Below are 23,161 nucleotides of genomic sequence, written 5' to 3'. Positions count from 1 at the left end.
ACTCTTCGTCCGATGCGCCGGGAACGATGACGGCTCAGGAGGTCAAGGATGGCCACGATCGAGGTGACCGGTCGGCGTCAGCAGCAGGCTTGGGCCGACAAGGTGCTCCCCCCTGTCGAGGAGGTGCGCCCGGGTCTGTGGTCGATCCCCGTGCCGATGGGCCCCAACCCGTTGCGCTACGTCCTGGTCTACGCCCTCGCGCTGCCCGACGGTGGCCTGGCGCTCATCGACGTCGGGTGGCCGTCGGACGAGTCCTGGCGAGCCCTTGTCGACGGCATCCGCAGCACCGGTCACGACGTCATCGACGTGCGGTCGGCGGCCATCACCCACTTCCATCCCGACCACTTCGGCTTGGTCCCGCGCCTGCTCGAACAGACCGACGTGGAGCTGTTGATGCACCGCGCCGACGCGTGTCACCTGCGCTATCACTCCGACGACGAGGTGGAGAGTCAGCTCGACGACGCCCGGTGGGAGTTGCGGGTGCTGGGTGCACCGGCCGACGTCGCCGGGCTCGGGCTCGTCGACTTCGTGCGGCTGCCCGACGGCCGGACCATCGACCGGGAGCTGACCGCCGACGCCCCGCTCGACATCCCCGGCTGGAATCTGCGCGCCATCTGGACGCCCGGTCACACACCCGGCCATCTGTGTTTCGCCGACGACGACGCGGGGATCATCTTCACCGGCGATCACCTGCTGCCGCGCATCAGCCCCAATGTCTCCACGAGTCCGATGCAGACGGAGAGCCCGCTCGCGGACTATCTGGTGTCGCTGGCCAACACCGAGAAGATGCGGGACCACGAGGCCCTGCCATCGCATGAATACCGCTTCCGTGGTCTGGGCGCCCGGGTGACCGGACTCCTGTCGCATCACGAGGAGCGTCTCACCGAGATCACCGAGGCGGTCGCGGCCCGGCCCGAGTCCACGGCGTGGGAGATCACCCAGGCCGTGAGCTGGTCCCGGCCGTTCAGCGACCTCAACCTCACGATGAAGCGGCTCGCGCTGCGCGAGACCGACGCTCACCTGCTGGTCTTGAGCGAGCGCGGAATACTCGCCTCGACACCCGCCCCCACCCTGGCCGACCTCGCCGACGTCACCGTCGAGCCGGTCCGGTGGTCGCTCGCGCCGGTCTCCGAACACCGCACCGCGTCGAGCCTGTCGCTGCCGGACTGACCGCAACCCGAGTCCCCGCCGGTGGACGTCCCACCGGCCTTCCCCACCGATCAGAGGAGAATCCCCATGAGCGCCGTGCTCACCGAGTTCGCCGACGGAGTCGCCGTCATCACGATCAACCGGCCCGAGGCGAAGAACGCCGTCAACCTCGAGGTGTCCGAGGGAATCGCGGCCGCCATCGACGAGCTCGAGTCGCGCGACGACCTCACGATCGGCATCCTCACCGGCGCCGGCGGCACGTTCTGCGCGGGAATGGACCTCAAGGCGTTTTCGCGCGGCGAGCAGGTCGCGCTGAAAGACCGCGGTTTCGGCGGTCTCACCGAGGCCCCGCCCAGTAAGCCGCTGATCGCGGCGGTCGAGGGCTGGGCCCTGGCCGGTGGCTGCGAGCTCGCACTGTCCGCCGACCTCGTCGTCGCTGCCGAGAACTCCAAGTTCGGCATCCCCGAGGTCAAGCGTGGTCTCGCCGCGGCCGCAGGCGGTCTACTGCGTCTGCCGAAGATCCTCCCCTACCAGGTCGCGATGGAACTGGCCCTGACCGGAGACCCGCTGTCCGCCGCGCGCGCCCACCAGTTCGGCCTGGTCAACAAGGTCACCGCGCCCGGCGAGGCCCTCGCCGGTGCTCGTGAGCTCGCCGCGAAGATCGCCGCCAACGGACCGCTCGCCGTCAAGGCCACCAAGCAGGTCACCTCGATGGCGATCAACTACACCGACAAGGACCTGATCAAGAAGCAGTGGGAGTACCTGACCCCGGTCTTCTCCTCCGAGGACGCCCAGGAGGGTGCCAAGGCATTCGCCGAGAAGCGCGCACCGCAGTGGAAGGGCCGCTGATCCAGACAGTGGAAGGGCCGCCGATCCGCGGAAAGGTCGGTAACTAGAGTGGCTGAGGTGGACCTGCACCTCGTGACCTACTTCGTCGCAGTCGTCGACCACGGAGGGATCACGAAGGCCGCCCAGTCGCTCTACATCTCCCAGCCCTCCCTGTCGCAGGCCATCCGGACGCTCGAGAAGCGTCTCGGCGTCACGTTGTTCGACCGGACCGGACGCCGCCTCGAACTGACCGAGGCCGGCCGCAAGCTCGACGACGCGGCGCGGCGCATCCTCGCCGACGTCGAGCGCGCGAAGCGGAAGGTCGACGCGGTCCGGGAGCTGCAATCCGGACGCGTCGACGTGGTGACGTACGCGGCGTTCAGCATCGATCCGCTCGTGAACGTCGTCCGACTCTTCCGGGAGCGCTTTCCCCGGCTCGCGGTCCGCGTCCTCGCGGCCGACGGTCCGGCCGGTGTCCTCTCGGCGTTGCGGTCCGGTGACGCGGAGATCGGGGTCATCGACTCCTCCGCCGAACACGCGACGTTCTCGGCCATCCCGATGACGGAGCAGGAGCTCGTGGTGGCGTCCCCCGACGCCCTGGTCGCGGGACTCCCGGACACGGTGCCGCGCAGCGCCATCCGGTCGGTCCCACTGGTGATCGATCACAGCGATCAGCACACCGCGGCCTTGCTCGCCGATCTCCTCGACGACGCCGCCGGCAACGTGGTCGTCGACTGCCCGTTGCCCGCGGCGGTCTGGAATCTCGTCGAACGCGGTACGGCCGCAACGGTTGTCCCGCGCACCGTGGCCGACAAGCAGCTCGCCGGTACCCGGCAGCTCGTACTCGATCCGCCGTTGACGCGACCGTGGGGACTCGTGCTGCGTTCGGGTCTCCCCTCGCCGGCAGCGCTCGCCTTCATCTCCGCGGCCCGGGCCCACTCCGGCCTGAGCCAGGAGCCGACCGAACTCCCGGACTGGTAGGCCACCATGGAATTACGCCAGGTCGAATACTTCCTCGCCGTCGTCGAGAACAAGGGCATCGGCGGCGCCGCCTCCGCGCTGGGTGTCGCGCAACCGACTGTCTCACAGGCATTGCGGGCACTCGAACGCGAACTCGGCGTGCAGCTGTTCCACCGCATCGGTCGCGGCATGGTGTTGTCGGCGGCGGGCCGCACGATGGTCGGTCCGGCCCGCCAGATCATCCGCGACGTCGACGCCGTCGGCGATCTCCTCGCCGCCGAGGAGGACGAACTCACCGGGCACCTCGATCTGCTCGCGTCCCCGGCCACGGCAGTCGGCCCGGTCGTCGACCTCATCGCCCGCTTCCGTGCCACCTATCCGCGAGTGTCGGTGCGGCTCGGCGACCTGCGTGACGAGACGCGGGCCGCGTCCACCATCGAGGACGGGCACTGCGAGTTCGCCGTCGCCCACCTGCCGATCGCCGGCGACGCGCTCGAGGTCATCGAGCTCGGCGAGCAGGAGTACGTACTCGTCTATCCCGAGGGATCCGAGGTCCCGGACGGACCGATCCCGCTGGGAAATCTCCCGTCACTCCCGATGGTGTTCGTACCGCGCGGGCAATCGGTGGCCGACGAGCTCGAGGAGGCCATGCGGGTCGGAGGCGCCCGGCCACCGGTCGCCGTACTCTCCGAACATCGCGAGGAACGACTTCCCATGGTGCTGGCCGGGATCGGCGGCAGCCTGCTGGAACGTTCGATGGCCGAGTCTGCTGCGGACCGCGCCGTCATCCGCGAGACCGAACCCCGCTTCGTGCGGCCGTTCGCGATCGCCTTCGATCCCGCGTCCCTGTCGCCGGTGGGCCAGGCTTTCGTGGAACTCATTCGCGCGCAGGTGGATTAGAACATAACGGCGCCCCACCCCGCCGGCCGAGTAGCGTCGACCGAGCGACGCGTATCGAGGTCCGTCAAGCAACCCGCTCGAAGACCGCGGCGAGTCCCTGGCCGCCGCCGATGCACATCGTCTCGAGGCCGTAGCGACCCTTGCGGCGCTGCAGTTCGCGGGCCAGCGAGGCCAGCATGCGGCCGCCGGTCGCGCCGACCGGATGGCCGAGCGAGATGCCCGAGCCGTGGACGTTGGTGCGGTCGAAGTCGCCTCCGGAGCCGAAACGGCCGAAGCCCCATTCGCGGGTGACGGCGAGCGCCTGGGCGGCGAAGGCCTCGTTGAGTTCGATGAGGTCGATGTCGGCCAGGGTCAGACCGGCCTTGGCGAGTGCCTTCTCGGTGGCCGGCACGGGGCCGATGCCCATGGTGCGCGGCGGGACGCCGGCGAGACCCCACGAGACGAGCTTGACGAGCGGGCGCAGGCCCAGGTTCTCGGCGACCTCGGTGGTGGTGACGATGGCCATCGACGCGGCGTCGTTCTGGCCGCTGGCGTTGCCCGCGGTGACGGTGGCCTCGGGATCGGCCTTGCCCATGATCGGCTTGAGTTTGGCCAGCGACTCCAGCGAGACGTCCGGGCGGGGATGCTCGTCGGTGTCGATGATCGTCTCACCGTTACGTCCGGGAACGGTGACCGGGATGATCTCCTCGGCGAGCACGCCGTCCTTCTGGGCACGGACTGCCCGCGTGTGGGATTCGACGGCGAGCTCGTCCTGCTCTTCGCGCGAGATCTCGTACTCCCTGCGGAGGTTCTCGGCGGTCTCGATCATGCCGCCGGGCACCGGGTAGTGCCTGCCGCCGGCGGTCGAGCGGGCGCGGACGAGGCTGTCGTGCATGGCGATTCCGGTGCGCGCACCACCCCATCGCATGTCGACGGAGTAGAACGAGGCGTTGCTCATCGACTCTGCGCCACCAGCGACGACGAGATCGTTGTCGCCGGCGGACACCTGGTAGGCCGCCTGGATGACGGCCTGCAGACCCGAGCCGCAGCGACGGTCGATGTGCATGCCGCCCACCGTGATCGGCAGCCCGGCGTCGAGTGCGATGACGCGACCGAGGGCCGGCGCCTCACTGTTGCCGTTGCAGTGCCCGAGGATCACGTCCTCCACCTTCTCCGGGTCGATACCCGTACGCTCGATCAGACCCTTGAGCGCGGTGACGCCCAGGTCGACTGCCGTGAGGCTCTTGAACATCCCGCCGTAGCGGCCGATGGGGGTACGGACCGGTTCGCAGATGACGACGTCGCGCATGGGTGAGACCTTTCGCAGATCTGAGTGGAAGTGTGTGCGTGAGAACAGGTCTCACATGAAGCGACCGCCGGTCACCTCGAGCACGGTGCCGGTCATGTACGAGGACATGTCCGAGGCGAGGAACAGCGCGACGCTGGCAACCTCGCCGACCTCGCCGGCGCGGTGCATGGGGATCTCCGACATCTTCTGGTCCCAGGCCTTCTGCGGCATCGCCTCGGTCATCGCCGAACGGATCAGGCCGGGCTGGATCGCGTTGACCCGCACGCCGTGGTGCGCCATCTCCTTGGCGGCAGCCTTGGTCATGCCGACGATGCCGGCCTTGGCGGCGGAGTAGTTGGTCTGGCCGACCATGCCGACCTTGCCCGACAGCGAGGAGATGTTGACGATCGCGCCGGACTTCTGCTCGCGCATGATCGCGGCGGCCTTGCGGGTGCCGTTCCAGGTGCCCTTGAGGTGGACCGAGATGACGAGGTCGAAGTCCTCTTCGGTCATGGTGCGCATGGTGGCGTCGCGGGTGATGCCGGCGTTGTTCACCAGCACGTCCAGCGAACCGAAACCGTCGACGGCCTCGGCGAGCAGCGCGTCGACCTCGTCGCCGTCGACCACGTTGCACTTCACGGCGCGGGCGACGTCGCGGCCACCGAGCTTGTCGGCGGCGGCCTGCGCGGCGTCGAGGTTGAGATCACCCAGGACCACCTTGGCGCCCGCGTCCACAAAGGACCGGGCGATCTCGAAGCCGATGCCCTGGGCACCACCGGTCACGACGGCGGTTCGTCCCTCGAGGAGCGGCTGAGAGGTGGTGGATGACATCTTCGGTCCTTCCGATGGGGTTCTGGTGCAGACACCAGCGGCGGCGTGAGGCGCCGGGTGATGCCAGTAATCTAACCCGCGAATCCGGCGTCGAACGCGTTCGTTTCATACGCAACGGCTATCGGAGCGATCCCGGTTTCGTATTGGACCCCTCACCGTGGACGCGCAAGAGTGGCACCATGACCGGAGTGACGCAACAACCGACCGCCACCTCTCAGGTGAGCGCGGAAGACTTCGCCGACATCCTGGCGGCGACTCGAGAATTCGTGCGTGAGGTCGTCGTGCCACGCGAACAGGAGATCCTCGACACCGACGCGATTCCCGCGGACATCCGCCAAACTGCCAAGGACATGGGCCTTTTCGGTTACGCGATCCCGCAGGAATGGGGCGGACTCGGACTCGACCTGACCCAGGACGCCGAACTCGCCATGGAACTCGGCTACACCTCGCTCGCACTGCGCTCGATGTTCGGCACCAACAACGGCATCGCCGGCCAGGTGCTGGTGAACTTCGGCACCGACGAGCAGAAGGCCGCCTGGCTGGAGAGGATCGCCTCCGGTGAGGTCGTCGCCTCCTTCGCACTGACCGAACCGGGCGCCGGCTCGGACCCCGCGGGCCTGCGCACCAAGGCCGTTCGCGACGGCGACGACTGGGTCATCTCCGGCGAGAAGCGCTTCATCACCAACGCGCCGCTGGCCGACCTGTTCGTCGTGTTCGCCCGCACCCGCCCGGCCGACGAGAACGGCACCGGCATCGCGGTGTTCCTCGTCCCGGCCGACTCGGCCGGACTCACTGTCGGCGCCAAGGACCGCAAGATGGGTCAGGAGGGCGCCTGGACCGCCGACGTCCACTTCGACGGTGTGCGCGTGCCGAACGCCGCCCTCATCGGCGGTAGCGAGGACGTCGGCTACAAGGCCGCGATGATGTCCCTTGCCCGCGGTCGCGTGCACATCGCCGCACTGTCGGTCGGTACCGCCCAGCGCGCGCTCGACGAGTCGATCGCCTGGGCCGCGACCGCCACCCAGGGCGGCAACCCGATCGGCGAGTTCCAGCTGGTCCAGGCCATGCTGGCCGACCAGCAGACCGGTGTGATGGCCGGTCGCGCCCTGGTGCGCGAGGCCGCCCGGGCCTGGGTCGACAACACCGACCGGCGCGTCGCACCGTCGGCCGCCAAGCTGTACTGCACCGAGATGGTGGGCAAGGTCGCCGACCTCGCCGTCCAGATCCACGGCGGCAGCGGCTACATGCGCGACGTTCCGGTGGAGCGCATCTACCGCGAGGTCCGCCTGCTGCGCCTCTACGAGGGCACCAGCGAGATCCAGCGCCTCATCATCGGACGCAACCTCTACAAGCAGGGCACCAAGAACGCCCAGCGCTGAGCTCAGGACCGGCGGCCCGACTCTCACCGAGAGGCGGGCCGCTGTCGCATTCAGCGGGCTGTCCGTCCGTGCAGGATCAAGTTGGCTGCCCGGTTCGCGATCATCATCGTCGGCGCGTTGGTGTTGCCCGACGTCAGCGTCGGCATCACCGATGCATCGACCACGCGGACACCGCCGAGGCCGCGGACGCGGAGCTCCGGGTCGACGACGGACTCGGCATCCGAGCCCATCCGGCACGTTCCGACCGCGTGGTAGATGCTCATCTCCGTCGCCGAGAGCCACTCACGTCCACGTGGGCCGTCACCGTTCAGACAGGCCCCGGCGAGCCCGCTGAGCGGTTCAACCGACTCCACCAGCATGCGTGCGATCTCCGCGCCTTCGAGCAGTTTCGCGACGTCGTCGTCGTTCCCGAGTCGTTCGAGTTCGACCTCGGGGCGACCACCGCGGACCCGAACGCGACCGCTCGTCTCGGGGTGCATGAACACGGAGAACACCGTGAATGCATCCCGACGTTCGAGTGATGCCCGCCCTCTCACCGTGTCGAGAGTGTAATGGCTTGGCATGATGGCGATCTGGAAGTCCTCGGTGAACAGTTGCGCCTCGAATGGCGCCATCGTCAACGCGCCGCCGCCGGCGGTGAGATAGTCACTCAGCACCCGTGCCGCTCGTATCGGACCCATCGTGTTCGGCGTGGGGACACGCGATTCCCACTGCTGCGACACCACCAGGTGGTCCTGCAGGTTCTCACCCACCCCCGGCAGGTCGAGCTCGGCTCCCCCCGGACCTACACCGGACCGCTGGAGAAGTGCCGGTGATCCGATGGCGCCCGCACTCACGATCACCTCTTCGCGAGCCCGGAACACACGTCCGTCACTCTCGACGCCGATGACCCGGCGTCCCTCGAAAACGAGACGGGACACAGTCTTTCGCCGCAGCAAGCGGAGAGAGCTGTCGCGCGGCAGCGAACGGAGAAAACCGCGGGCGGACGACGACCGCCGACCGCGTTCCTGGTTCATCTGCGTGCGTGAGACCCCCAGTTGGCCGGCACCGTTCTGATCGGGATTCGCCGGGTGCCCCGCGGCGATCGCCGCCTCGATGAAGGCCTCGTCGAGATCGTGGCGATGGCGACACCAGTCCACGTGAACGGGCCCGCCGCTCCCGCGGTACTCGTCTGCGCCGCCGACCCACGACTCCAACGCCCTGAAGTGCGGCAGCACCTCGTCGTACGACCATCCCACAGCCCCGAGCTCGGACCATGTGTCGTAGTCGGATCGACGGCCTCGCGCATAGACCATCGCATTGAGCGATCCGCTCCCACCGACGAGCTTGCCGGCGACGAAGGCTCCGGGACGTCCGCCCTTGCTCTGGTCCGGGGCCAGCGGATACCGCCAATTGGCAGTGGCGAACAGACTGACGGCACCCATCGGCACCACCACATCGGGCCGGCGATCGGTCCCTCCCGCCTCGAGGAGAAGCACCTCCGCACCGGCGGCAGCCAGGCGTGCGGCGACCACACATCCTGCGGACCCCGCTCCGACGACGATGTAGTCGGCGATCTGTGTGTGCGCCACCGACCTCTCCCCTCGACGTCTCGGTCACGCCGACCTGTCCGCCCCCGCTCTCCCAGTGTGACCTGTGACACCAATGTAAGCCCGTCGGCAGGTGATCGAACAGTGTGATCTTTTGTCACCGGCAGCGGCGCATCGACGACAAAGAAGCAGCCCGAAACCGCGCTGAGCGCGGTTTCGGGCTATGAGGTTTCGACGGGGCTCAACCGGCGGAACCGCGAGGGCTCAACCGGCAGAACCGCGAGGGCTCAGGCGTGTGTCAGACGCTCGCGCAGGGCGACCTTCTGGATCTTGCCGGCTGCCGACGTCGGCAGTTCCTCCACGACGACGACGTCGCGGATCTTCTTGTACGGCAACACCTGTTCGGCGACGAACGCGGCGACCGCATCCTCGTCGACGACGTGGCCGTCCTTGGGGACCAGGAACGCGACCGGTTCCTGGCCGATGGGTCCGGCCTCGCGCCCGACCACCGCGGCGGCCGCGACATCGGGGTGGGTCACCAGGATCTCCTCGAGCTCACGCGGATACACGTTGTAGCCCTTGTAGATCAGCATGTCCTTGGCGCGGTCGCAGATGTAGATGTAACCGTCTTCGTCGCGGAAGGCGATGTCGCCGGTGTCGAGCCAGCCGTCGACGAACTGTTCCGCGGTCTTCTCGGGATGTCCGAGGTAACCGTCGGTGACCTGCGGTCCACGGACCCAGAGCTGTCCCCGCTCCCCCACCGGCAGGACGACGGTCGGGTCGTGTGCGGCGCGGATCTCGACCTCGGTGTCGAAGGTCGGGAGTCCGACGCTGCCGAGCCGGTACTGACCTTCGGCGGTCAGCGGCGCCGAGGACACCAGGCAGGTCGCCTCGGTGAGGCCGTAGCCCTCGATGATCGCCGCGGCGGGGAATGCCTTCTCGAGCTGTTCGAGCGTCACCAGGTCGATCGGCGCGGCGCCCGAGGACACAACCCGCACCGAGGTGAGGTCGCGTGACTCGACATCGGGGTGGACGGCCAGCGCATGCCACATCGCCGGGCTACCGGTCACATACGACGCCCGATACTGCTCGATCAGCGCGAGCATCCGGCCGGGTTCGAATCGTCCGGCGAGCACATGCGTTGCACCACACAGCAACAGGAACGTCATGTTGATCAGCGCGTGGGCGTGGAACAGCGGTGACACGACGACGGTCGCGGCGTCACCCGGAACCACTCCGCGATCGGAGCCCGGTCGCGGAGTCAACCGCAGCAGGCCGTCGTCGCCGACCTCGATCGCGTGCCCGGCCCGCCAGCCGATCATCTGGGTGGCGTTGCCGAGAACGTTGCGATGAAGGACCCGAACACCTTTCGAGACACCGGTGGTCCCACCGGTGAACGCCAGATGCGCGACGTCCTGGGAGGTCACGGTGACGACGGGCGCCACACTGTGCCCGAGGACGAACTCGTCGAGCGAGGTGACCCGCACGCCCTCGACCCGCATGCCCTCGACCGCCGCGGCCGAACCGTCGACGACCACCACGGTGGAGAGCGGTGAGCCGGCGGCGGCCGACAGGAGCCGATCGGACTGCTCGACCTGCGTGAAGCCGGCCACTGCGCCCGTCTCGACGATCTGGCGATGCAGGCCGGGTACCGGCTGCAACGGGTTGACGAGGGTGACCGTCGCGCCGGCCCGCAGCGAACCGTAGTAGGCGACAACGAACTCGATGCTGTTGGTGAGGTAGATCAGCACCACGTCACGTTCGGCGACACCCGCCGATCGGAGTGCCGACGCCACCGCCGCCGAACGCGCGTCGAGTTCGGCGTAGGTCAGCGTGGTGTCCCCGTCGACCACCGCGGCACGATCGCCGTACAGCGCGGCCATGCTGGCCGGCAGCACCGCCATGCTCGTGTCCGGGTAGTTGAGCGTCGTCGGCGCCGCGGCGCTCATCGCGGTGCCATGCGGATCGCGCCGTCGAGACGGATGGTCTCGCCGTTGAGATTCGCGTTCTCCAGGATGTTCGCCGCGAGCTGACCGAACTCCTCGGGGCGACCGAGACGCGCCGGGTTGGGGATGCTCGCCGCGAGGGATTCGCGCACGTCGTCGCGCAGGCGGGCGAGCAGCGGGGTGTCCATGGTGCCGGGTGCGATGGTGTTGACGCGGATCAGCTTGCTGGCCAGGTCGCGGGCGGCCACGAGGGTCATGCCGACGATGCCGGCCTTCGAGGCCGAGTAGTTGATCTGACCGATCTGCCCCTCGAACGCGGCGACCGAGGCGGTCATGACGATGGCGCCACGCTCGCCGTCGATCGGTTCGAGTCGCGCGATGCGCTCGGCACCCAGCGACAGGGCGTGGAACGAGCCGACGAGGTTCAGTTTGATGACGAACTCGAAGTCCTCCGCCGACCCGGCCTTGCCCTCCTTGTCGAGGATGCGCATACGACGCCCCGCGCCGGCGCAGTGCACGAGCCCACGCAGGCCGCCGCGCTCGTCGGCGACATCCAGTGCGGCCGCGAATTGTTCGGCGTCGGTGATGTCTGCGGCGGCGAAGGAGGCCGCCGAACCGAGACCGTCGGCGACCGCCTGGCCGTCGGAGGTCGGCAGGTCGATCAGGGTGACCAGGCCGCCGGCGTCGACGACCCGCTTGGCGGTGGCGAGGCCCAGACCGGAGGCGCCGCCGGTGATGGCGACCGAGAGTCCCTTGAGTTCCATTGTGCTGATGTGCCTTTCAGTGCTGTCCGACTTCTGGCCGGCCGGCGTGGAACCGGCCGGCTTCGGGCAGTGGGGTCAGAGGAGTTCGAGGATGGTGGTGTTGGCCATGCCGCCGGCCTCACACATCGACTGGAGGCCGTAGCGGATCCCGTTGTCGCGCATGTGGTGCGCGAGGCGGGTCATCAGGATGGCGCCCGAGCCGCCGAGCGGGTGGCCGACGGCGATCGCGCCGCCGAGCGGGTTGAGTCGTTCGATGTCGGCGCCGGTCTCGGCCTGCCAGGCCAGCGGCACCGGCGCGAAGGCCTCGTTGATCTCGAAGGCGCCGATGTCGTCGATCGACAGGCCGGCACGCTTGAGCGCCTTCGCCGTAGACGGGATCGGGCCGGTCAGCATGACGACCGGGTCGTCGGCGGCGACGACGGCGGTGTGGATGCGCGCGATCGGGGTCAGGCCATGCGATTTCGCCGTCTCCGACGACATGATCAGCAGCGCACCCGAGCCGTCGGAGATCTGCGAGGAGTTGCCGGCATGGATGACGCCATCCTCGGCGAACGCCGGCTTGAGCTTGCCGAGCGACTCCAGGGTGCCGCCGCGGCGGATGCCCTCGTCACCTTCGAGCACACCGGAGATCGGGGCGAGCTGGCCGTCGAACGCACCGCGGTCGACCGCGGCGGCCGCGAGTTCGTGTGAACGCAGCGAGTACTCGTCGAGACGGGTGCGGTCGAAGCCCCACTTGTTGGCGATGGTCTCCGCGCCGAGGCCCTGGCTGAACTTGTCGATGCCGTAGCGGTCGAGGACGGTGGCCGGCTGGTGCTCGCCGTTGGGGGCCGAGCTGCCCATCGCGACGCGGCTCATCGACTCGACGCCGCCGGCGATGACGACGTCCTGCTGGCCCGAGATGACCGCGGCGGCGGCCTGGCTGACGGCCTGTTGGCTCGAACCACACGCGCGGGTGACGGTGGTGCCGGGAACCGATTCCGGCCATCCGGCCGCGAGGATCGCGGTGCGGGCGATGTTGCCGGCCTGCTCCGACGACTGGCTGACACAGCCCCATACGACGTCGTCGACGGTCGCGGAATCGAGCCCGGTCCGCTCGACGAGAGCCTCGAGGACGTGGGCGGACAGGTCGGCCGGGTGGATTCCGGACAGGGCTCCGCGGCGGCGTCCGATCGGGGCGCGGACGGCGTCGACGATCACTGCATCGCGCATGAGGTCTCCTAAGAATGTCGGGCAGTGGATTGCGTTGTGGGTGGAACCGAGGACGTCCGTGAGCGGAAATCACCCGTCCTGTCGAGCCGACCACGAGCTGGCCTGGCGGACAAGTCGATTCCCGCTCACGGACGATGAGGTGCTGCCTATGGCCTAGGCGGTCAGGACCGCATTCGGGCGCAGACGCTTGCGGTCACGCACCGGGTTGGCGAAGACCAGCGTCAGCACGGCACACACCGAGGCGACCAGCCCGAGCATCTGGAACGCGGTGGCATAACCCTCGGCAGGCGTCGCCGCGGCATCGACGATGACACCGGTGGCGTACGGCGCGACGAGCCCGCCGATGGCCATGATCGCCAGGAACACACCGAGGGTGCCGGCGGTCTGACGCGGCGGGCAGATCTCCGCGACAGCTGCGTTGAACAGCGGGAACACCATGGCGGCGAACCCGTAGCCGACCGACAGGATCAGGACACACACGATCGGAGTGCTGATCGACGGCAGCAGGAACAGCAGGACACCGGAGATGAGGACGCCGACCGACGGGACGACGATGCGGAGCACCCGCGGGGACGCACCCTTGGTGATCATCCGGTCGCTGGTGACCGAGCTCAGCAGCATGAGGGCGAGACCGACGATCGACGGGAAGGCGAACATCGAACCGGACTGCAGCTGGCTGTATCCCAGGCCGTCCTCGAAGTACGACGGCAGCCAGGTCAGCACGACGGACACCAGTGCGTAGACACTCATCACCAGCAGGGCGCCGGTGATGAACGTCGGCGCGAGGAAGACCCTGATCCACGGGGTGGCCGGCTCGGCATCGGCCGGGGAGGCCTCGGCCTTCTCGGTGTCGTCGACTTTCTTGGTCCTGCCGCTCGCGATGTACGGGCCCGGTCGCCAGACCGAGAGCCACACGACGGCCCAGACCATACCGGCGGCGGCCAGCGCGAACAGCGCCCACCGCCAGCCGAAACCGACCGTGATCACGGTGAGGAGCGGGGCGATCGCGATCTTGGAGATCGACGCGGAACCGGCGAGGAGTGCACCGGGCAGCGCGCGGCGGGCCGGCGGGTGCCAGGCGTAGGCGGCCGTGTGCAGCAGTGCCGACGACGGCCCCTCGGCGAGGCCGAGGAACAGTCGGCTGATGAGGAGGACCGCAAAGCCCGCCACCGCGATCATCGGGAGCATCGCGGCCGCCCAGCACAGTCCGAGGAGGACCAGCGACCAGCGCAGCGTCATCCAGCGGTTGAGCAGGCCGGCGAAGAAGCCGCCGATGGTGAAGGTCAGGAAGAACAGGCTGCCCACGAGTCCGATCTGGGCGGCGGTGAGGCCGAGCTCGACGCGTAGGGGCTTGGCGATGATGCCGAGCACGGCCTTGTCTGCGTAGTTGATGACGTAGAGACTCACCAGCAGAGACGTCAGTCCCCATGCGGTGAGGCGGCGTTCGCCGAGGGGGCCGACGCCACCGCGCCGAGCGGCGAGCGTCTCGAAGTCGGAGGTGGTGGGAGCGTCGGCAGCGGCGGACGCCGAGGGCTTCCTGCCGGGGCCGGATCCAGAGGCGGTCGTGACCGTCATAGGGGTGTACCTCTTCCAGGGGGAATGGAATCGGGGGTCGGGGGACGATACGAATCCAGTGGGGTGGATCACATCTGCACCCGATTGAACGGGGCGCGTTCCCGTCGCCGCAACAGGCGCTCGATGAAGGCTCCGACTGTCGCTGCCTATGTGTCAGGGGTCACAACGCCGTGAACAGGCCGCATTGGTCAGCCCTATCGGAGGGTTAGGCGCGAACACTGTCCGATCCGCGTCCGGAGACGGTCGTGGATCATTGGCCCGCGCTATCGCACCCTTAGCGCATCGCGTCTACTTCCGGCGGACGCCGGACGGCATGCTTGGTTATGTTGCGTCCCACATCCGGCCGTCGGTGCGACCCGCACCGCCCATTCACGGGAGAGAACTCACCACCATGACCCGTCTCGCGCAGACCTTGGGCCTCACCGAGATCCAGACCGAGATCGTCGCCAACGTGCGATCTTTCGTCGACAAACAGATCATCCCGAATGCGCAGGAACTCGAGCATGCGGACGAATATCCGCAAGCCATCGTCGACGGCATGGGCGAGATGGGACTGTTCGGCCTAATGATCCCCGAGGAGTACGGCGGCCTCGGCGAATCGCTGCTCACCTACGCACTGTGCGTCGAGGAACTGGCCCGCGGCTGGATGAGCGTCTCGGGTGTCATCAACACCCACTTCATCGTCGCGTACATGCTGCGCCAGCACGGAACCGACGAGCAGAAGCAGCGTTTCCTGCCGCGGATGGCCACCGGCGAGGTCCGCGGCGCCTTCTCGATGTCCGAACCGGAACTCGGCTCCGACGTCGCCGCGATCAAGACGACCGCCAAGCGCGACGCCGACGGCGACTACGTCATCACCGGCCAGAAGATGTGGCTGACTAACGGCGGGTCGTCGACTCTGGTTGCGGCACTTGTCCGTACCGAGGAGGGTCAGGAACGCCCGCACAAGAACCTGACCACCTTCCTGGTGGAGAAGCCCGCCGGATTCGGCGAGGTCGTGCCGGGCGTGACCATTCCCCGCAAGCTGGACAAGATGGGCTACAAGGGAATCGACACCACCGAACTCATCTTCGACGGATACCGCGCGCCGGCCACCGACATCCTGGGCGGCGTGCCCGGCAAGGGTTTCGCGCACATGATGGACGGGGTCGAGGTCGGCCGCGTCAACGTGTCCGCGCGGGCGTGCGGAATCGCCCAGCGTGCCTTCGAACTCGGCGTGAAGTACGCCCAGCAGCGCTCGACCTTCGGCAAGCCCATCGCCGAACACCAGGCCATCGCGTTCTCGCTGGCCGAGATGGCGACCAAGGTCGAGGCCGCGCATCTGATGATGGTCAACGCCGCCCGGCTGAAGGATTCCGGCGAACGCAACGACGTCGCCGCCGGGATGGCGAAGTACCTGTGCAGCGAGTACTGCGCCGAGGTCACCCAGGCGTCGTTCCGCATCCACGGCGGCTACGGGTACTCCAAGGAATTCGAGATCGAACGTCTGATGCGCGACGCGCCGTTCCTGCTCATCGGCGAGGGCACCAGCGAGATCCAGAAGCAGATCATCTCCAAGGGACTCCTGCGCGAGTACCGCGAGCAGTAACCCAATCCTCTTCTTCACCAACACCTTAGGAACCACAATGCAGCGTCGCATCTTCACCGAGGACCACGAGGCCTTCCGCAAGACGATCCGGGATTTCATCGCCAAGGAGGTCACGCCCGTCTACCACGATTGGGAGAAGCAGGGGCATCCCCCGCGCGAGTTCTACAACCGGCTCGGCGATCTCGGCGTCCTGGGCATCGAGGCCCCCGAGGAGTTCGGCGGCGGTGGCGTCAGCGACTTCACCTACTCACTGGTGATCGCCGAGGAGACCTCCGCGGCCGGCGTCACCTTCGGCAGCTACTCGGTGCACTCGAACCTGATCCTCCCCTACCTGATGGAGTACGGGACCCAGGAGCAGAAGGAGCGCTGGATCCCCGGATTCTGTTCCGGCGACCTCATGTTCGCGATCGCGATGACTGAGCCCGGCACCGGCTCGGACCTCGCGAACATCGCCACCACCGCGAAGTTGTCCGAGGACGGCTCCCACTACGTGCTCGACGGCGCGAAGACCTTCATCACCGGCGGCGCCCTCGCCGACCGCATCCTCGTCGTCGCCCGTACCACCCCGTTCGATCCCGAGAACCGTCGCGCGGGCCTCTCGATCCTGGTGGTGGACACCAAGGCCGAGGGTTTCGCGGTGGGACGCAAGATCGAGAAGATCGGCCTCAAGGCGTCGGACACCGCGGAGCTGTCCTTCGACTCGGTCAAGGTGCCGGTCGAGGATCTCCTCGGCGAGGAGGGCGCCGGCTTCAAGTACCTGAGCCACAACCTCGCGCAGGAGCGTCTGACCATCGCGATCGGCGCGTCGGCCACCGCCGCCGCGGCCGTCCAGCACGCCATCGCCTACACCAAGGAACGTGACGTCTTCGGCAAGCCGGTCGCGGCGTTCCAGAACACCAAGTTCGTGCTCGCCGAGTGCTCGGCCGAGGTCGAGGCGATCCGCGCCATCGTCGACCGTGCTCTCGAGCTGCACAACGAGGGCGAACTGACCGTTCCCGACGCGGCGCGCGCCAAGCTGTTCGCGACCGAGACCGCGGGCAAGGTCATCGACAAGTGCCTGCAGCTGCACGGCGGCTACGGCTACGTCCTCGAGTACCCGATCGCCCGCCTCTACGCCGACACCCGCGTCACGCGCATCTACGGCGGCACCAGCGAGGTCATGAAGACGATCATCGCGAAGGATCTGGGGCTCTAGCGCACCCCGCTTTTCCAGAGTGCGTCCTGAGTGCTGTTTTCCAGCACTCAGGACGCACTCTGATTCTGACGTAGGGCGTACTTGACCTGCGCTGCAACGTAACCCGGCTGCTCCACCAGGTCTGCCCAGGTGAAGTTGAGGACGGTCCAGCCCGCGGCGATGAGTGTATTGCGGCGCTTTCGGTCACTCCGGAAGACTTCCGCATCGCGGTGGTACGCCATTCCGTCGATCTCGACAGCGACTTTCCCACTCTCGAAAGCGAAGTCGATGACATAGCCCGCCGCGGGATGGTTGGCGATCCAGCCGGTGATTCCGTGCTGCTCGAACGCGTCGACCGCCAGCCGCTCCGCCGCGGACCGGGCACCCGACCCGACGAGAACCAGCATTTTCGCCATCTCCGCGGCGCCCTTGCACTTACGACGACGCTGAAACGTCTCGACCAGCGCGTCGACAGTCACCTTCTCGCGCTGCAGCGCTCGGTCGAGGACGTCCATATTTCCCTCGACGGCGCCCTCTAGAACCGACAGTGGGAGCGCCGTCACGCGGAGCCCCTTTTGGTCGACGACGTCAGCGTCGTCGAGGGTTCGCCGGACGACCTTCCTGCCTTTGACCGTCGCCCGCTTCCAGCTCTTCGGACCGGTGACGGTGACAACGGCGGGCGGTTTGGTCACCACACCGTGCCACCACGCTGCTGCCATTCCGCTCAGTACCGCGTCGTGAGACACCGACAAAGTCGCGATCCGAATTCGTGTGCGGTTGGTGACCGGGTGATCCGCCAGGCGGTAGATACCGTGCGCCTCGCGCACCCATTCTCCAGACTTCACCCGACGCGCGATCGCGCCGTTGCTCAGACCGCGCTCGCGCGCGTCGCCGACGGTGACCACGCCGTCGTGCGCGAGGGCGAGGGTGCGGAGCGCGGTCGGAATCGTCATGCATTCTTGGACGCACCTGAGCCTTTGCTGGTTCCGGCCGTAACGATGCTCCCGCCGAGCGCGAAATGAGTGCCGAGAGGCAGCACCGATGACGCACTCTGCGTACGGACGTGATCTGCTTGCCTTAATATTCGCTGAGCGAATTCAGTGGGTCGGGACGTGGGAAAGTGCGGGAACAGTTGGTGCGGGAGTCTAAACGCGGGGTACGCGTCCTGGCGGCGGTCTTGATCACCGCATTCGTGACGGCCCTGGTGGCCGCGACCGCATCCCCCGCGCAGGCGGCGCCCGCCCGCTACACCGGCGGCCCGTACATCGCGATGGGCGACTCGCGCGCGTCGGGCGGGTTCTTCACGCCGACGCCGGGCTACTTCGACGGCTGCAAACGGTCGGCCCTCAACTATCCGAAGTACGTGGCGGCGATGACGCTGCCGAGACGCTTCGTCGACATCTCGTGTGCCGGGGCGCAGTCGGCGCACCTGTATCGCGCCGTGCAGCACACCCCGCGTGGCGCGAAGACGGTGCAGCTGAACCTGGTCCCCCGCGACGCCCAGCTCATCACCGTCAGCATCGGCGGCAACGACATGCAGTGGGCCGCGATCCTCTCGCAGTGCAAGATCAGCCAGCCGCTCACCGACCGACGCTGCCGGAGCAATCCGCGGCTCGAGAACGAGGTCCGGTGGCGCGTGCAGCGCATGGAGGAACGCGTCACCCCGGCACTGCGGGCAATCCGCAAGAAGGCACCCCGCGCGCAGATCATCGTCGTCGGCCTGGGCGGGTTCATCGGCAACAGCGGGTGCTGGCCGCTGATCCCGCTCAGCGATCCCGACGCCCGCTGGATGCGGCAGGTCTTCTACCGCGCCAACGACGCCCTGCTGCGGGCGACGACCAAGGTCGAGGGCCGTTTCGTCGACGCCAATCGCGGGTCCCTCGGCCACGATCCGTGCAATCTGATCACTCCCTGGTACGAGAGCGCGCTGTCGAACCGGATCGCGATGCCGTATCACGTCAACCAGGCGGGAGCATTCGCGATCGCCATGATGATCAACGGCGCGATCCGCCGGTAGCTCGCACATGACCGGTCACTAACCTGGTCGGCGTGGCTCATCTTCTCGGCGCGGAAACCCTAGGTCTGGAATACCCGACGACCAAGGTCTTCGACTCGGTCTCCCTCGGCGTCAACGAGGGCGACCGGATCGGCATCGTCGGGCGCAACGGCGACGGCAAGTCGAGCCTGCTGGCGATGCTCGCCGGGCGCAAGCAACCCGATTCGGGACGCGTCACCGTCCGCGGCGGGGTGCGGGTCGGCGTCCTGGACCAGGTCGACCGCTTCGACGACGACGAGACCGTCGGGCACGCCGTCGTCGGCGACCGTCCCGAACACGAATGGGCGGGCGACGCCAAGGTCCGCGACGTGATCGGCGGACTACTCGGCGACGTCGACTGGAATGCGACGACCGGGTCCCTGTCCGGCGGTCAGCGCCGGCGCGTCTCGCTCGCCCGGCTCCTGGCGGGCGACCACGATGTCCTCGCGCTCGACGAGCCCACCAACCACCTCGATGTCGAGGCCATCACCTGGCTGGCCGATCACCTCAAACGCCGCTGGCCCGCCAACGCCGGCGGCCTGCTGGTCGTCACCCACGACCGCTGGTTCCTCGACGAGGTGTGCACGGTCACCTGGGAGGTTCACGACCGGATCGTCGAACCCTTCGAGGGCGGTTACGCCGCCTACATCCTGCAGCGCGTCGAGCGTGACCGGCAGGCCGCGACCATCGAGGCACGCCGCCAGAACCTGGCGCGGAAGGAACTCGCCTGGCTGCGTCGCGGCGCACCGGCCCGTACCTCCAAGCCGAAGTTCCGTGTCGACGCGGCCAACGCCCTCATCGCCGACGTCCCGCCCGTCCGCGACAAGGTCGCTCTCCAGTCGCTGGCCACCGCCCGCCTCGGCAAAGACGTCGTCGACCTCATCGACGTGTCGGTCTCCTACGGCGACCGCAACGTCCTCGACGGAGTCGAATGGCGCCTCGCCCCGGGTGAACGGACCGGCATCCTCGGGGTGAACGGCGCAGGCAAGTCGACGCTGCTCGGGCTCATCGCGGGCACGGTCGAGGCGACCGGCGGAAAGGTCAAGCGCGGCAAGACCGTCAAGGTCGCCACTCTCACCCAGCGGCTCGACGACCTGAACCGCTTCCTCGACGACCCGGTCCGGAAGGTGATCGCCGACCTCCAGACCACCTACACCTTCGGCTCCGGCTCGAAGGCGCAGGAGCTCTCCCCCTCACAGCTGCTCGAACGCCTCGGCTTCGACAGTGCCCAGCTGTCCACCCCGGTCAAGGACCTGTCCGGCGGCCAGAAGCGTCGTCTGCAGCTGCTGCTCATCCTGCTCGACGCCCCGAACGTGCTGATCCTCGACGAGCCGACCAACGACCTCGACACCGACATGCTGGCTGCCCTCGAGGATCTCCTGGACTCCTGGCCGGGCACCCTCATCGTCGTCTCGCACGACCGGTACTTCCTCGAGCGTGTCACCGACCAGCAGTTCGCCGTGATGAACGGCAAGCTGCGTCATCTCCCCAACGGCGTCGACGAGTTCTTGAAACTCCGTGCGGCTCAACAGAAGGAATCGGCTTCCGCGCCGGCGTCGGGGTCCGGCGGGTCGTCGAGCGAATCCGCCTCTGCGCTCAGCGGCGCGGAACTGCGGGCGGCGAACAAGGAGCTGGCGTCACTGGAACGTCGAATCGACAAGTTGCACAGCAAGATCGACGAGGCCCGCACCGCACTCGCCGACCACGACCAGTCCGACTACCAGGGCCTTTCCGCCGAGACCGAACGCATCCGGGAGATGGAATCCGAACTCGCCGAGATCGAGGAACGCTGGATGGAGCTCGGCGAAGCCATCGAGTGACCCGCCGTGTCGGAGCCCCTACCGTCCGAAGGCTTCCCGGATGGCGGTCATGACGTCGGGCAGTGACCCGTCGACGACGCTGCTGTGGTCGGCGCGGGCGTAGGTCTTCAGGTCGACGGTCGTGCCGTCCCGCTCCATCGACGACCGCAGCGAACGGCTCAGCGGGTACGGCAGGATCGGGTCGAGCATGCCGTGGGCGATGGTGACCTTCGCCGGGTAGCCGGCGGTGGGGACCTCGGCGTAGGCCTGCAGCGCGTCGCGGAACTTCTGGTCCTTCGTGAACGACGACGCGACAAGCGATCCCGGCGACACCGACCGCAGCGCGGCGACGACGTCGCCGTTGCAGCGGGCGCGGGACCGGTCCAGGAACCGCTTGCCGCTGTCGGTGAGGAAGTCCCCGATCTTCAGATCCGGCTGCGAATGGTCGAGGCCCGCGAGGGTGTAGAGGAACGGGGCGCTCAGCACGTTCAGGGCGCCGAGCCCGGGAATCCGGGGTCCGAAGAGACCGAACAGGTTCTCCAGGGACGAGACCGGGGCGATCGCGACCGCACCCTTGACCGGGAGTTCGGGGGCATACGCCGGTTGCCGGTGCGCCGCATGCAGAGCCGCGTGACCGCCCTGGGAATGTCCGACGGACACCCAGGAGCTGCCGAGCGCAGCGTCGACCGAGCGTGCCGCACGGATCATGTCGATGACCGAGTACGCCGCGGCGGCACCGCCGAGATAGTCGGTCTCCCCGGCCGATCCGAGTCCGGCGTAGTCGGTGGCGGTCACCGCGTAACCGGCGTCGAGCGCGGCTCGGACGGGTGCCTCGACCCCGTCCCCCAGCCGATGCTTCGTCGGTGCGCACTCGTCGGCGATACCGACGGTGCCGTGCGCCCAGGAGACCACCGGCCAGCCCCCGGCCGGCGGTGTGCCGCGCGGGACCCAGTAGATGCCGGTCGCCATCGCCGGACGGCCACGCTGATCCCGCGTCGCGTAGGTCAGACGGGTGCCGGCTGCCGCGGCCGACGGGAGCTGGTCGTCGGGGACGTCGGTGGTGGTGAAGACGAATCCGTTGTCGGGGGCCGCTGCCGACGACGGCGGCGTCGAGGCGAGCGACCCGACGCCGACGAGCACGGCGACGACGAACGTCACCACGGCGGTCAGGAGTCTGCGGAGCACCCGCACAACTGTAATGACTGCCGCGAGAACACCAGGTCAGGGAGCTGCGCCGGTCTCAGTCCGTGCCCAGGACGCGGGTTGCCGGTGCGGGGCCGCTCGCGGTGCGGACCGCGCGGGCGACACCCGCACCCGACAGCTCGGCGGCCACGTTCACCGCGGATTGCTCATCCGCGCAAAGAAACGCACACGTGGGGCCCGATCCCGAGACGATCCCGTTGAGGGCTCCCGCATCGACCCCGGCCCGCAATGTACGACGCAGTGTCGGCTGCAGGCTCAGCGCGGCCGGCTGGAGGTCGTTGTGCAGCAACGGTGCCACCGCGCGGGGGTCACCGGAGGCGAGCGCCTGCATCAGGTCGTCGGGGGAACGCAGCAAGTCGCCTTCCTCGTCGACGTCGCCGGACCTGCTGTCGCGCAACCGGTCCAGCTCCTTGTAGACCGCGGGCGTCGACAGTCCCTCACGCGCAAGGGCGAGCACCCAGTGGAACTCGCCCCGGGAGAGCACCTGCATCAACTGCTCACCGCGGCCGGTGCCCAGCGCCGTGTTGCCGTGCAGGGCGAACGGGACGTCACTCCCGAGATCGGCGGCGATCTCGGCGAGTTCGTCACGGGAGATGTCGAGCTTCCACAGATGCGCGAGCGCCACGAGCGCCCCGGCCGCGTCCGCGCTGCCGCCGGCCATACCCCCGGCGACCGGGATCGTCTTCTCGATGTCGATCGCGACGTGCCCCGCACGGTCCGCCCACCCGGCCAGGGCCTGCACCGCACGGGCCGCGAGGTTGGTGGCGTCGGCCGGTACCGAACCGGCGCCCTCACCACGCACTGTCACGGACAGTTCGTGGGCACGCGCGACCCGGATGTCGTCGTGCAACGACAGCGCTTGGAACACGGTGACCAGGTCGTGGTACCCGTCATCCCGGCGCGGGCCCACACCGAGGTGGAGGTTCACCTTCGACGGGGCGCGCGCGGTGACCGAGTCGGTTACCACCGACAGCGACGTTCGCGACACAGTGAGTCAGACTAGTCGGGCCGCCACGGATACGCGC

19 protein-coding genes are annotated in these 23,161 nt (G+C 68.3%); 9 read left to right on the top strand and 10 right to left on the bottom strand.

Annotation, left to right across the window (positions count from 1 at the left end; translation table 11 throughout):
• Positions 1 to 48 precede the first annotated feature (48 nt).
• The 4 genes from RVF83_RS13030 to RVF83_RS13015 all read left to right on the top strand — a co-directional run bounded on the left by RVF83_RS13030 (position 49) and on the right by RVF83_RS13015 (position 3,837).
• Positions 49 to 1,170, top strand: coding sequence for an MBL fold metallo-hydrolase (locus tag RVF83_RS13030; protein WP_005200975.1), 1,122 nt, complete (start codon positions 49 to 51; stop codon positions 1,168 to 1,170).
• 66 nt (positions 1,171 to 1,236) lie between these two features.
• Positions 1,237 to 1,998, top strand: a complete 762-nt coding sequence (locus RVF83_RS13025; protein WP_005200976.1) for a crotonase/enoyl-CoA hydratase family protein — start codon at positions 1,237 to 1,239, stop codon at positions 1,996 to 1,998.
• Positions 1,999 to 2,055: 57 nt separating this feature from the next.
• On the top strand, positions 2,056 to 2,958 hold the full coding sequence (locus RVF83_RS13020; protein WP_039881210.1) for a LysR family transcriptional regulator: 903 nt from the start codon (positions 2,056 to 2,058) through the stop codon (positions 2,956 to 2,958).
• Between the two features lie 6 nt (positions 2,959 to 2,964).
• Positions 2,965 to 3,837, top strand: coding sequence for a LysR family transcriptional regulator (locus RVF83_RS13015; RefSeq protein ID WP_005200978.1), 873 nt, complete (start codon positions 2,965 to 2,967; stop codon positions 3,835 to 3,837).
• Positions 3,838 to 3,901: 64 nt separating this feature from the next.
• Here RVF83_RS13015 and RVF83_RS13010 read toward each other — a convergent pair whose 3' ends face one another.
• Both RVF83_RS13010 and fabG read right to left on the bottom strand, forming a co-directional pair.
• Positions 3,902 to 5,125, bottom strand: a complete 1,224-nt coding sequence (locus RVF83_RS13010) for an acetyl-CoA C-acetyltransferase (protein ID WP_005200979.1) — start codon at positions 5,123 to 5,125, stop codon at positions 3,902 to 3,904.
• A gap of 51 nt (positions 5,126 to 5,176) precedes the next feature.
• Entirely contained in the window at positions 5,177 to 5,935 is a 759-nt protein-coding gene (fabG, locus tag RVF83_RS13005; RefSeq protein ID WP_005200980.1) for a 3-oxoacyl-ACP reductase FabG, read from the bottom strand.
• Positions 5,936 to 6,114: 179 nt separating this feature from the next.
• On the opposite strand from fabG, the gene RVF83_RS13000 reads away from it, so the two are divergent.
• Complete coding sequence (locus RVF83_RS13000) at positions 6,115 to 7,314, top strand: acyl-CoA dehydrogenase family protein (protein ID WP_005200981.1); 1,200 nt, start codon at positions 6,115 to 6,117, stop codon at positions 7,312 to 7,314.
• Positions 7,315 to 7,364: 50 nt separating this feature from the next.
• Here RVF83_RS13000 and RVF83_RS12995 read toward each other — a convergent pair whose 3' ends face one another.
• The 5 genes from RVF83_RS12995 to RVF83_RS12975 all read right to left on the bottom strand — a co-directional run bounded on the left by RVF83_RS12995 (position 7,365) and on the right by RVF83_RS12975 (position 14,337).
• Positions 7,365 to 8,885 carry a GMC family oxidoreductase gene (locus RVF83_RS12995; RefSeq protein ID WP_005200982.1) on the bottom strand — a complete coding sequence of 507 codons (1,521 nt, stop codon included), beginning with the start codon at positions 8,883 to 8,885 and terminating at the stop codon, positions 7,365 to 7,367.
• 245 nt (positions 8,886 to 9,130) lie between these two features.
• On the bottom strand, positions 9,131 to 10,792 hold the full coding sequence (locus RVF83_RS12990) for a class I adenylate-forming enzyme family protein (RefSeq protein WP_005200983.1): 1,662 nt from the start codon (positions 10,790 to 10,792) through the stop codon (positions 9,131 to 9,133).
• Entirely contained in the window at positions 10,789 to 11,553 is a 765-nt protein-coding gene (locus RVF83_RS12985) for an SDR family NAD(P)-dependent oxidoreductase (RefSeq protein ID WP_005200984.1), read from the bottom strand. The genes RVF83_RS12990 and RVF83_RS12985 overlap by 4 nt, the downstream gene beginning before the upstream one ends.
• A 75-nt stretch (positions 11,554 to 11,628) precedes the next feature.
• The gene (locus tag RVF83_RS12980; protein WP_005200985.1) at positions 11,629 to 12,762 is read right to left on the bottom strand and encodes a thiolase family protein; all 1,134 of its coding nucleotides are present in this window, start codon (positions 12,760 to 12,762) and stop codon (positions 11,629 to 11,631) included.
• Between the two features lie 153 nt (positions 12,763 to 12,915).
• Entirely contained in the window at positions 12,916 to 14,337 is a 1,422-nt protein-coding gene (locus tag RVF83_RS12975) for an MFS transporter (RefSeq protein ID WP_005200986.1), read from the bottom strand.
• Between the two features lie 391 nt (positions 14,338 to 14,728).
• Here RVF83_RS12975 and RVF83_RS12970 point away from each other — a divergent pair, with 391 nt between their 5' ends.
• The gene (locus RVF83_RS12970) at positions 14,729 to 15,925 is read left to right on the top strand and encodes an acyl-CoA dehydrogenase family protein (RefSeq protein ID WP_005200987.1); all 1,197 of its coding nucleotides are present in this window, start codon (positions 14,729 to 14,731) and stop codon (positions 15,923 to 15,925) included.
• Between the two features lie 37 nt (positions 15,926 to 15,962).
• Positions 15,963 to 17,120: an acyl-CoA dehydrogenase family protein gene (locus RVF83_RS12965; RefSeq protein ID WP_005200988.1), complete on the top strand. Its 1,158-nt coding sequence runs from the start codon at positions 15,963 to 15,965 to the stop codon at positions 17,118 to 17,120.
• Between the two features lie 47 nt (positions 17,121 to 17,167).
• On the opposite strand, the gene RVF83_RS12960 is transcribed toward RVF83_RS12965, so the two are convergent.
• Positions 17,168 to 18,052: a type IV toxin-antitoxin system AbiEi family antitoxin domain-containing protein gene (locus RVF83_RS12960; RefSeq protein WP_005200989.1), complete on the bottom strand. Its 885-nt coding sequence runs from the start codon at positions 18,050 to 18,052 to the stop codon at positions 17,168 to 17,170.
• Positions 18,053 to 18,219: 167 nt separating this feature from the next.
• Here RVF83_RS12960 and RVF83_RS12955 point away from each other — a divergent pair, with 167 nt between their 5' ends.
• Positions 18,220 to 19,116, top strand: coding sequence for an SGNH/GDSL hydrolase family protein (locus RVF83_RS12955; RefSeq protein WP_005200990.1), 897 nt, complete (start codon positions 18,220 to 18,222; stop codon positions 19,114 to 19,116).
• 32 nt (positions 19,117 to 19,148) lie between these two features.
• Positions 19,149 to 20,954 (top strand): ABC-F family ATP-binding cassette domain-containing protein, encoded by a 1,806-nt coding sequence (locus RVF83_RS12950; RefSeq protein ID WP_005200991.1) that lies wholly within the window; start codon positions 19,149 to 19,151, stop codon positions 20,952 to 20,954.
• Positions 20,955 to 20,972: 18 nt separating this feature from the next.
• On the opposite strand, the gene RVF83_RS12945 is transcribed toward RVF83_RS12950, so the two are convergent.
• Together RVF83_RS12945 and RVF83_RS12940 are read right to left on the bottom strand one after the other, a co-directional pair.
• A complete protein-coding gene (locus tag RVF83_RS12945; protein ID WP_423132940.1) occupies positions 20,973 to 22,118 on the bottom strand; it encodes an alpha/beta fold hydrolase in 1,146 nt (381 codons plus the stop codon).
• Between the two features lie 55 nt (positions 22,119 to 22,173).
• Complete coding sequence (locus tag RVF83_RS12940; RefSeq protein ID WP_005200993.1) at positions 22,174 to 23,124, bottom strand: 4-(cytidine 5'-diphospho)-2-C-methyl-D-erythritol kinase; 951 nt, start codon at positions 23,122 to 23,124, stop codon at positions 22,174 to 22,176.
• Positions 23,125 to 23,161: the final 37 nt, after the last annotated feature.

The sequence above is a fragment of the Gordonia rubripertincta genome (assembly GCF_038024875.1).
GTDB lineage: Bacteria > Actinomycetota > Actinomycetes > Mycobacteriales > Mycobacteriaceae > Gordonia > Gordonia rubripertincta.
This window is presented reverse-complemented; position numbering and strand designations above follow the sequence as displayed.

Excerpts from the sequence above, each read along its gene's own strand:
- RVF83_RS13030 (WP_005200975.1), top strand. The coding sequence starts at position 49 with ATGGCCACGATCGAGGTGACCGGTCGGCGTCAGCAGCAGGCTTGGGCC.
- RVF83_RS13025 (WP_005200976.1), top strand. The coding sequence starts at position 1,237 with ATGAGCGCCGTGCTCACCGAGTTCGCCGACGGAGTCGCCGTCATCACG.
- RVF83_RS13015 (WP_005200978.1), top strand. The coding sequence starts at position 2,965 with ATGGAATTACGCCAGGTCGAATACTTCCTCGCCGTCGTCGAGAACAAG.
- RVF83_RS13010 (WP_005200979.1), bottom strand. The coding sequence starts at position 5,125 with ATGCGCGACGTCGTCATCTGCGAACCGGTCCGTACCCCCATCGGCCGC.
- fabG (WP_005200980.1), bottom strand. The coding sequence starts at position 5,935 with ATGTCATCCACCACCTCTCAGCCGCTCCTCGAGGGACGAACCGCCGTC.
- RVF83_RS13000 (WP_005200981.1), top strand. The coding sequence starts at position 6,115 with ATGACCGGAGTGACGCAACAACCGACCGCCACCTCTCAGGTGAGCGCG.
- RVF83_RS12990 (WP_005200983.1), bottom strand. The coding sequence starts at position 10,792 with ATGAGCGCCGCGGCGCCGACGACGCTCAACTACCCGGACACGAGCATG.
- RVF83_RS12985 (WP_005200984.1), bottom strand. The coding sequence starts at position 11,553 with ATGGAACTCAAGGGACTCTCGGTCGCCATCACCGGCGGCGCCTCCGGT.
- RVF83_RS12980 (WP_005200985.1), bottom strand. The coding sequence starts at position 12,762 with ATGCGCGATGCAGTGATCGTCGACGCCGTCCGCGCCCCGATCGGACGC.
- RVF83_RS12975 (WP_005200986.1), bottom strand. The coding sequence starts at position 14,337 with ATGACGGTCACGACCGCCTCTGGATCCGGCCCCGGCAGGAAGCCCTCG.
- RVF83_RS12970 (WP_005200987.1), top strand. The coding sequence starts at position 14,729 with ATGACCCGTCTCGCGCAGACCTTGGGCCTCACCGAGATCCAGACCGAG.
- RVF83_RS12965 (WP_005200988.1), top strand. The coding sequence starts at position 15,963 with ATGCAGCGTCGCATCTTCACCGAGGACCACGAGGCCTTCCGCAAGACG.
- RVF83_RS12960 (WP_005200989.1), bottom strand. The coding sequence starts at position 18,052 with ATGACGATTCCGACCGCGCTCCGCACCCTCGCCCTCGCGCACGACGGC.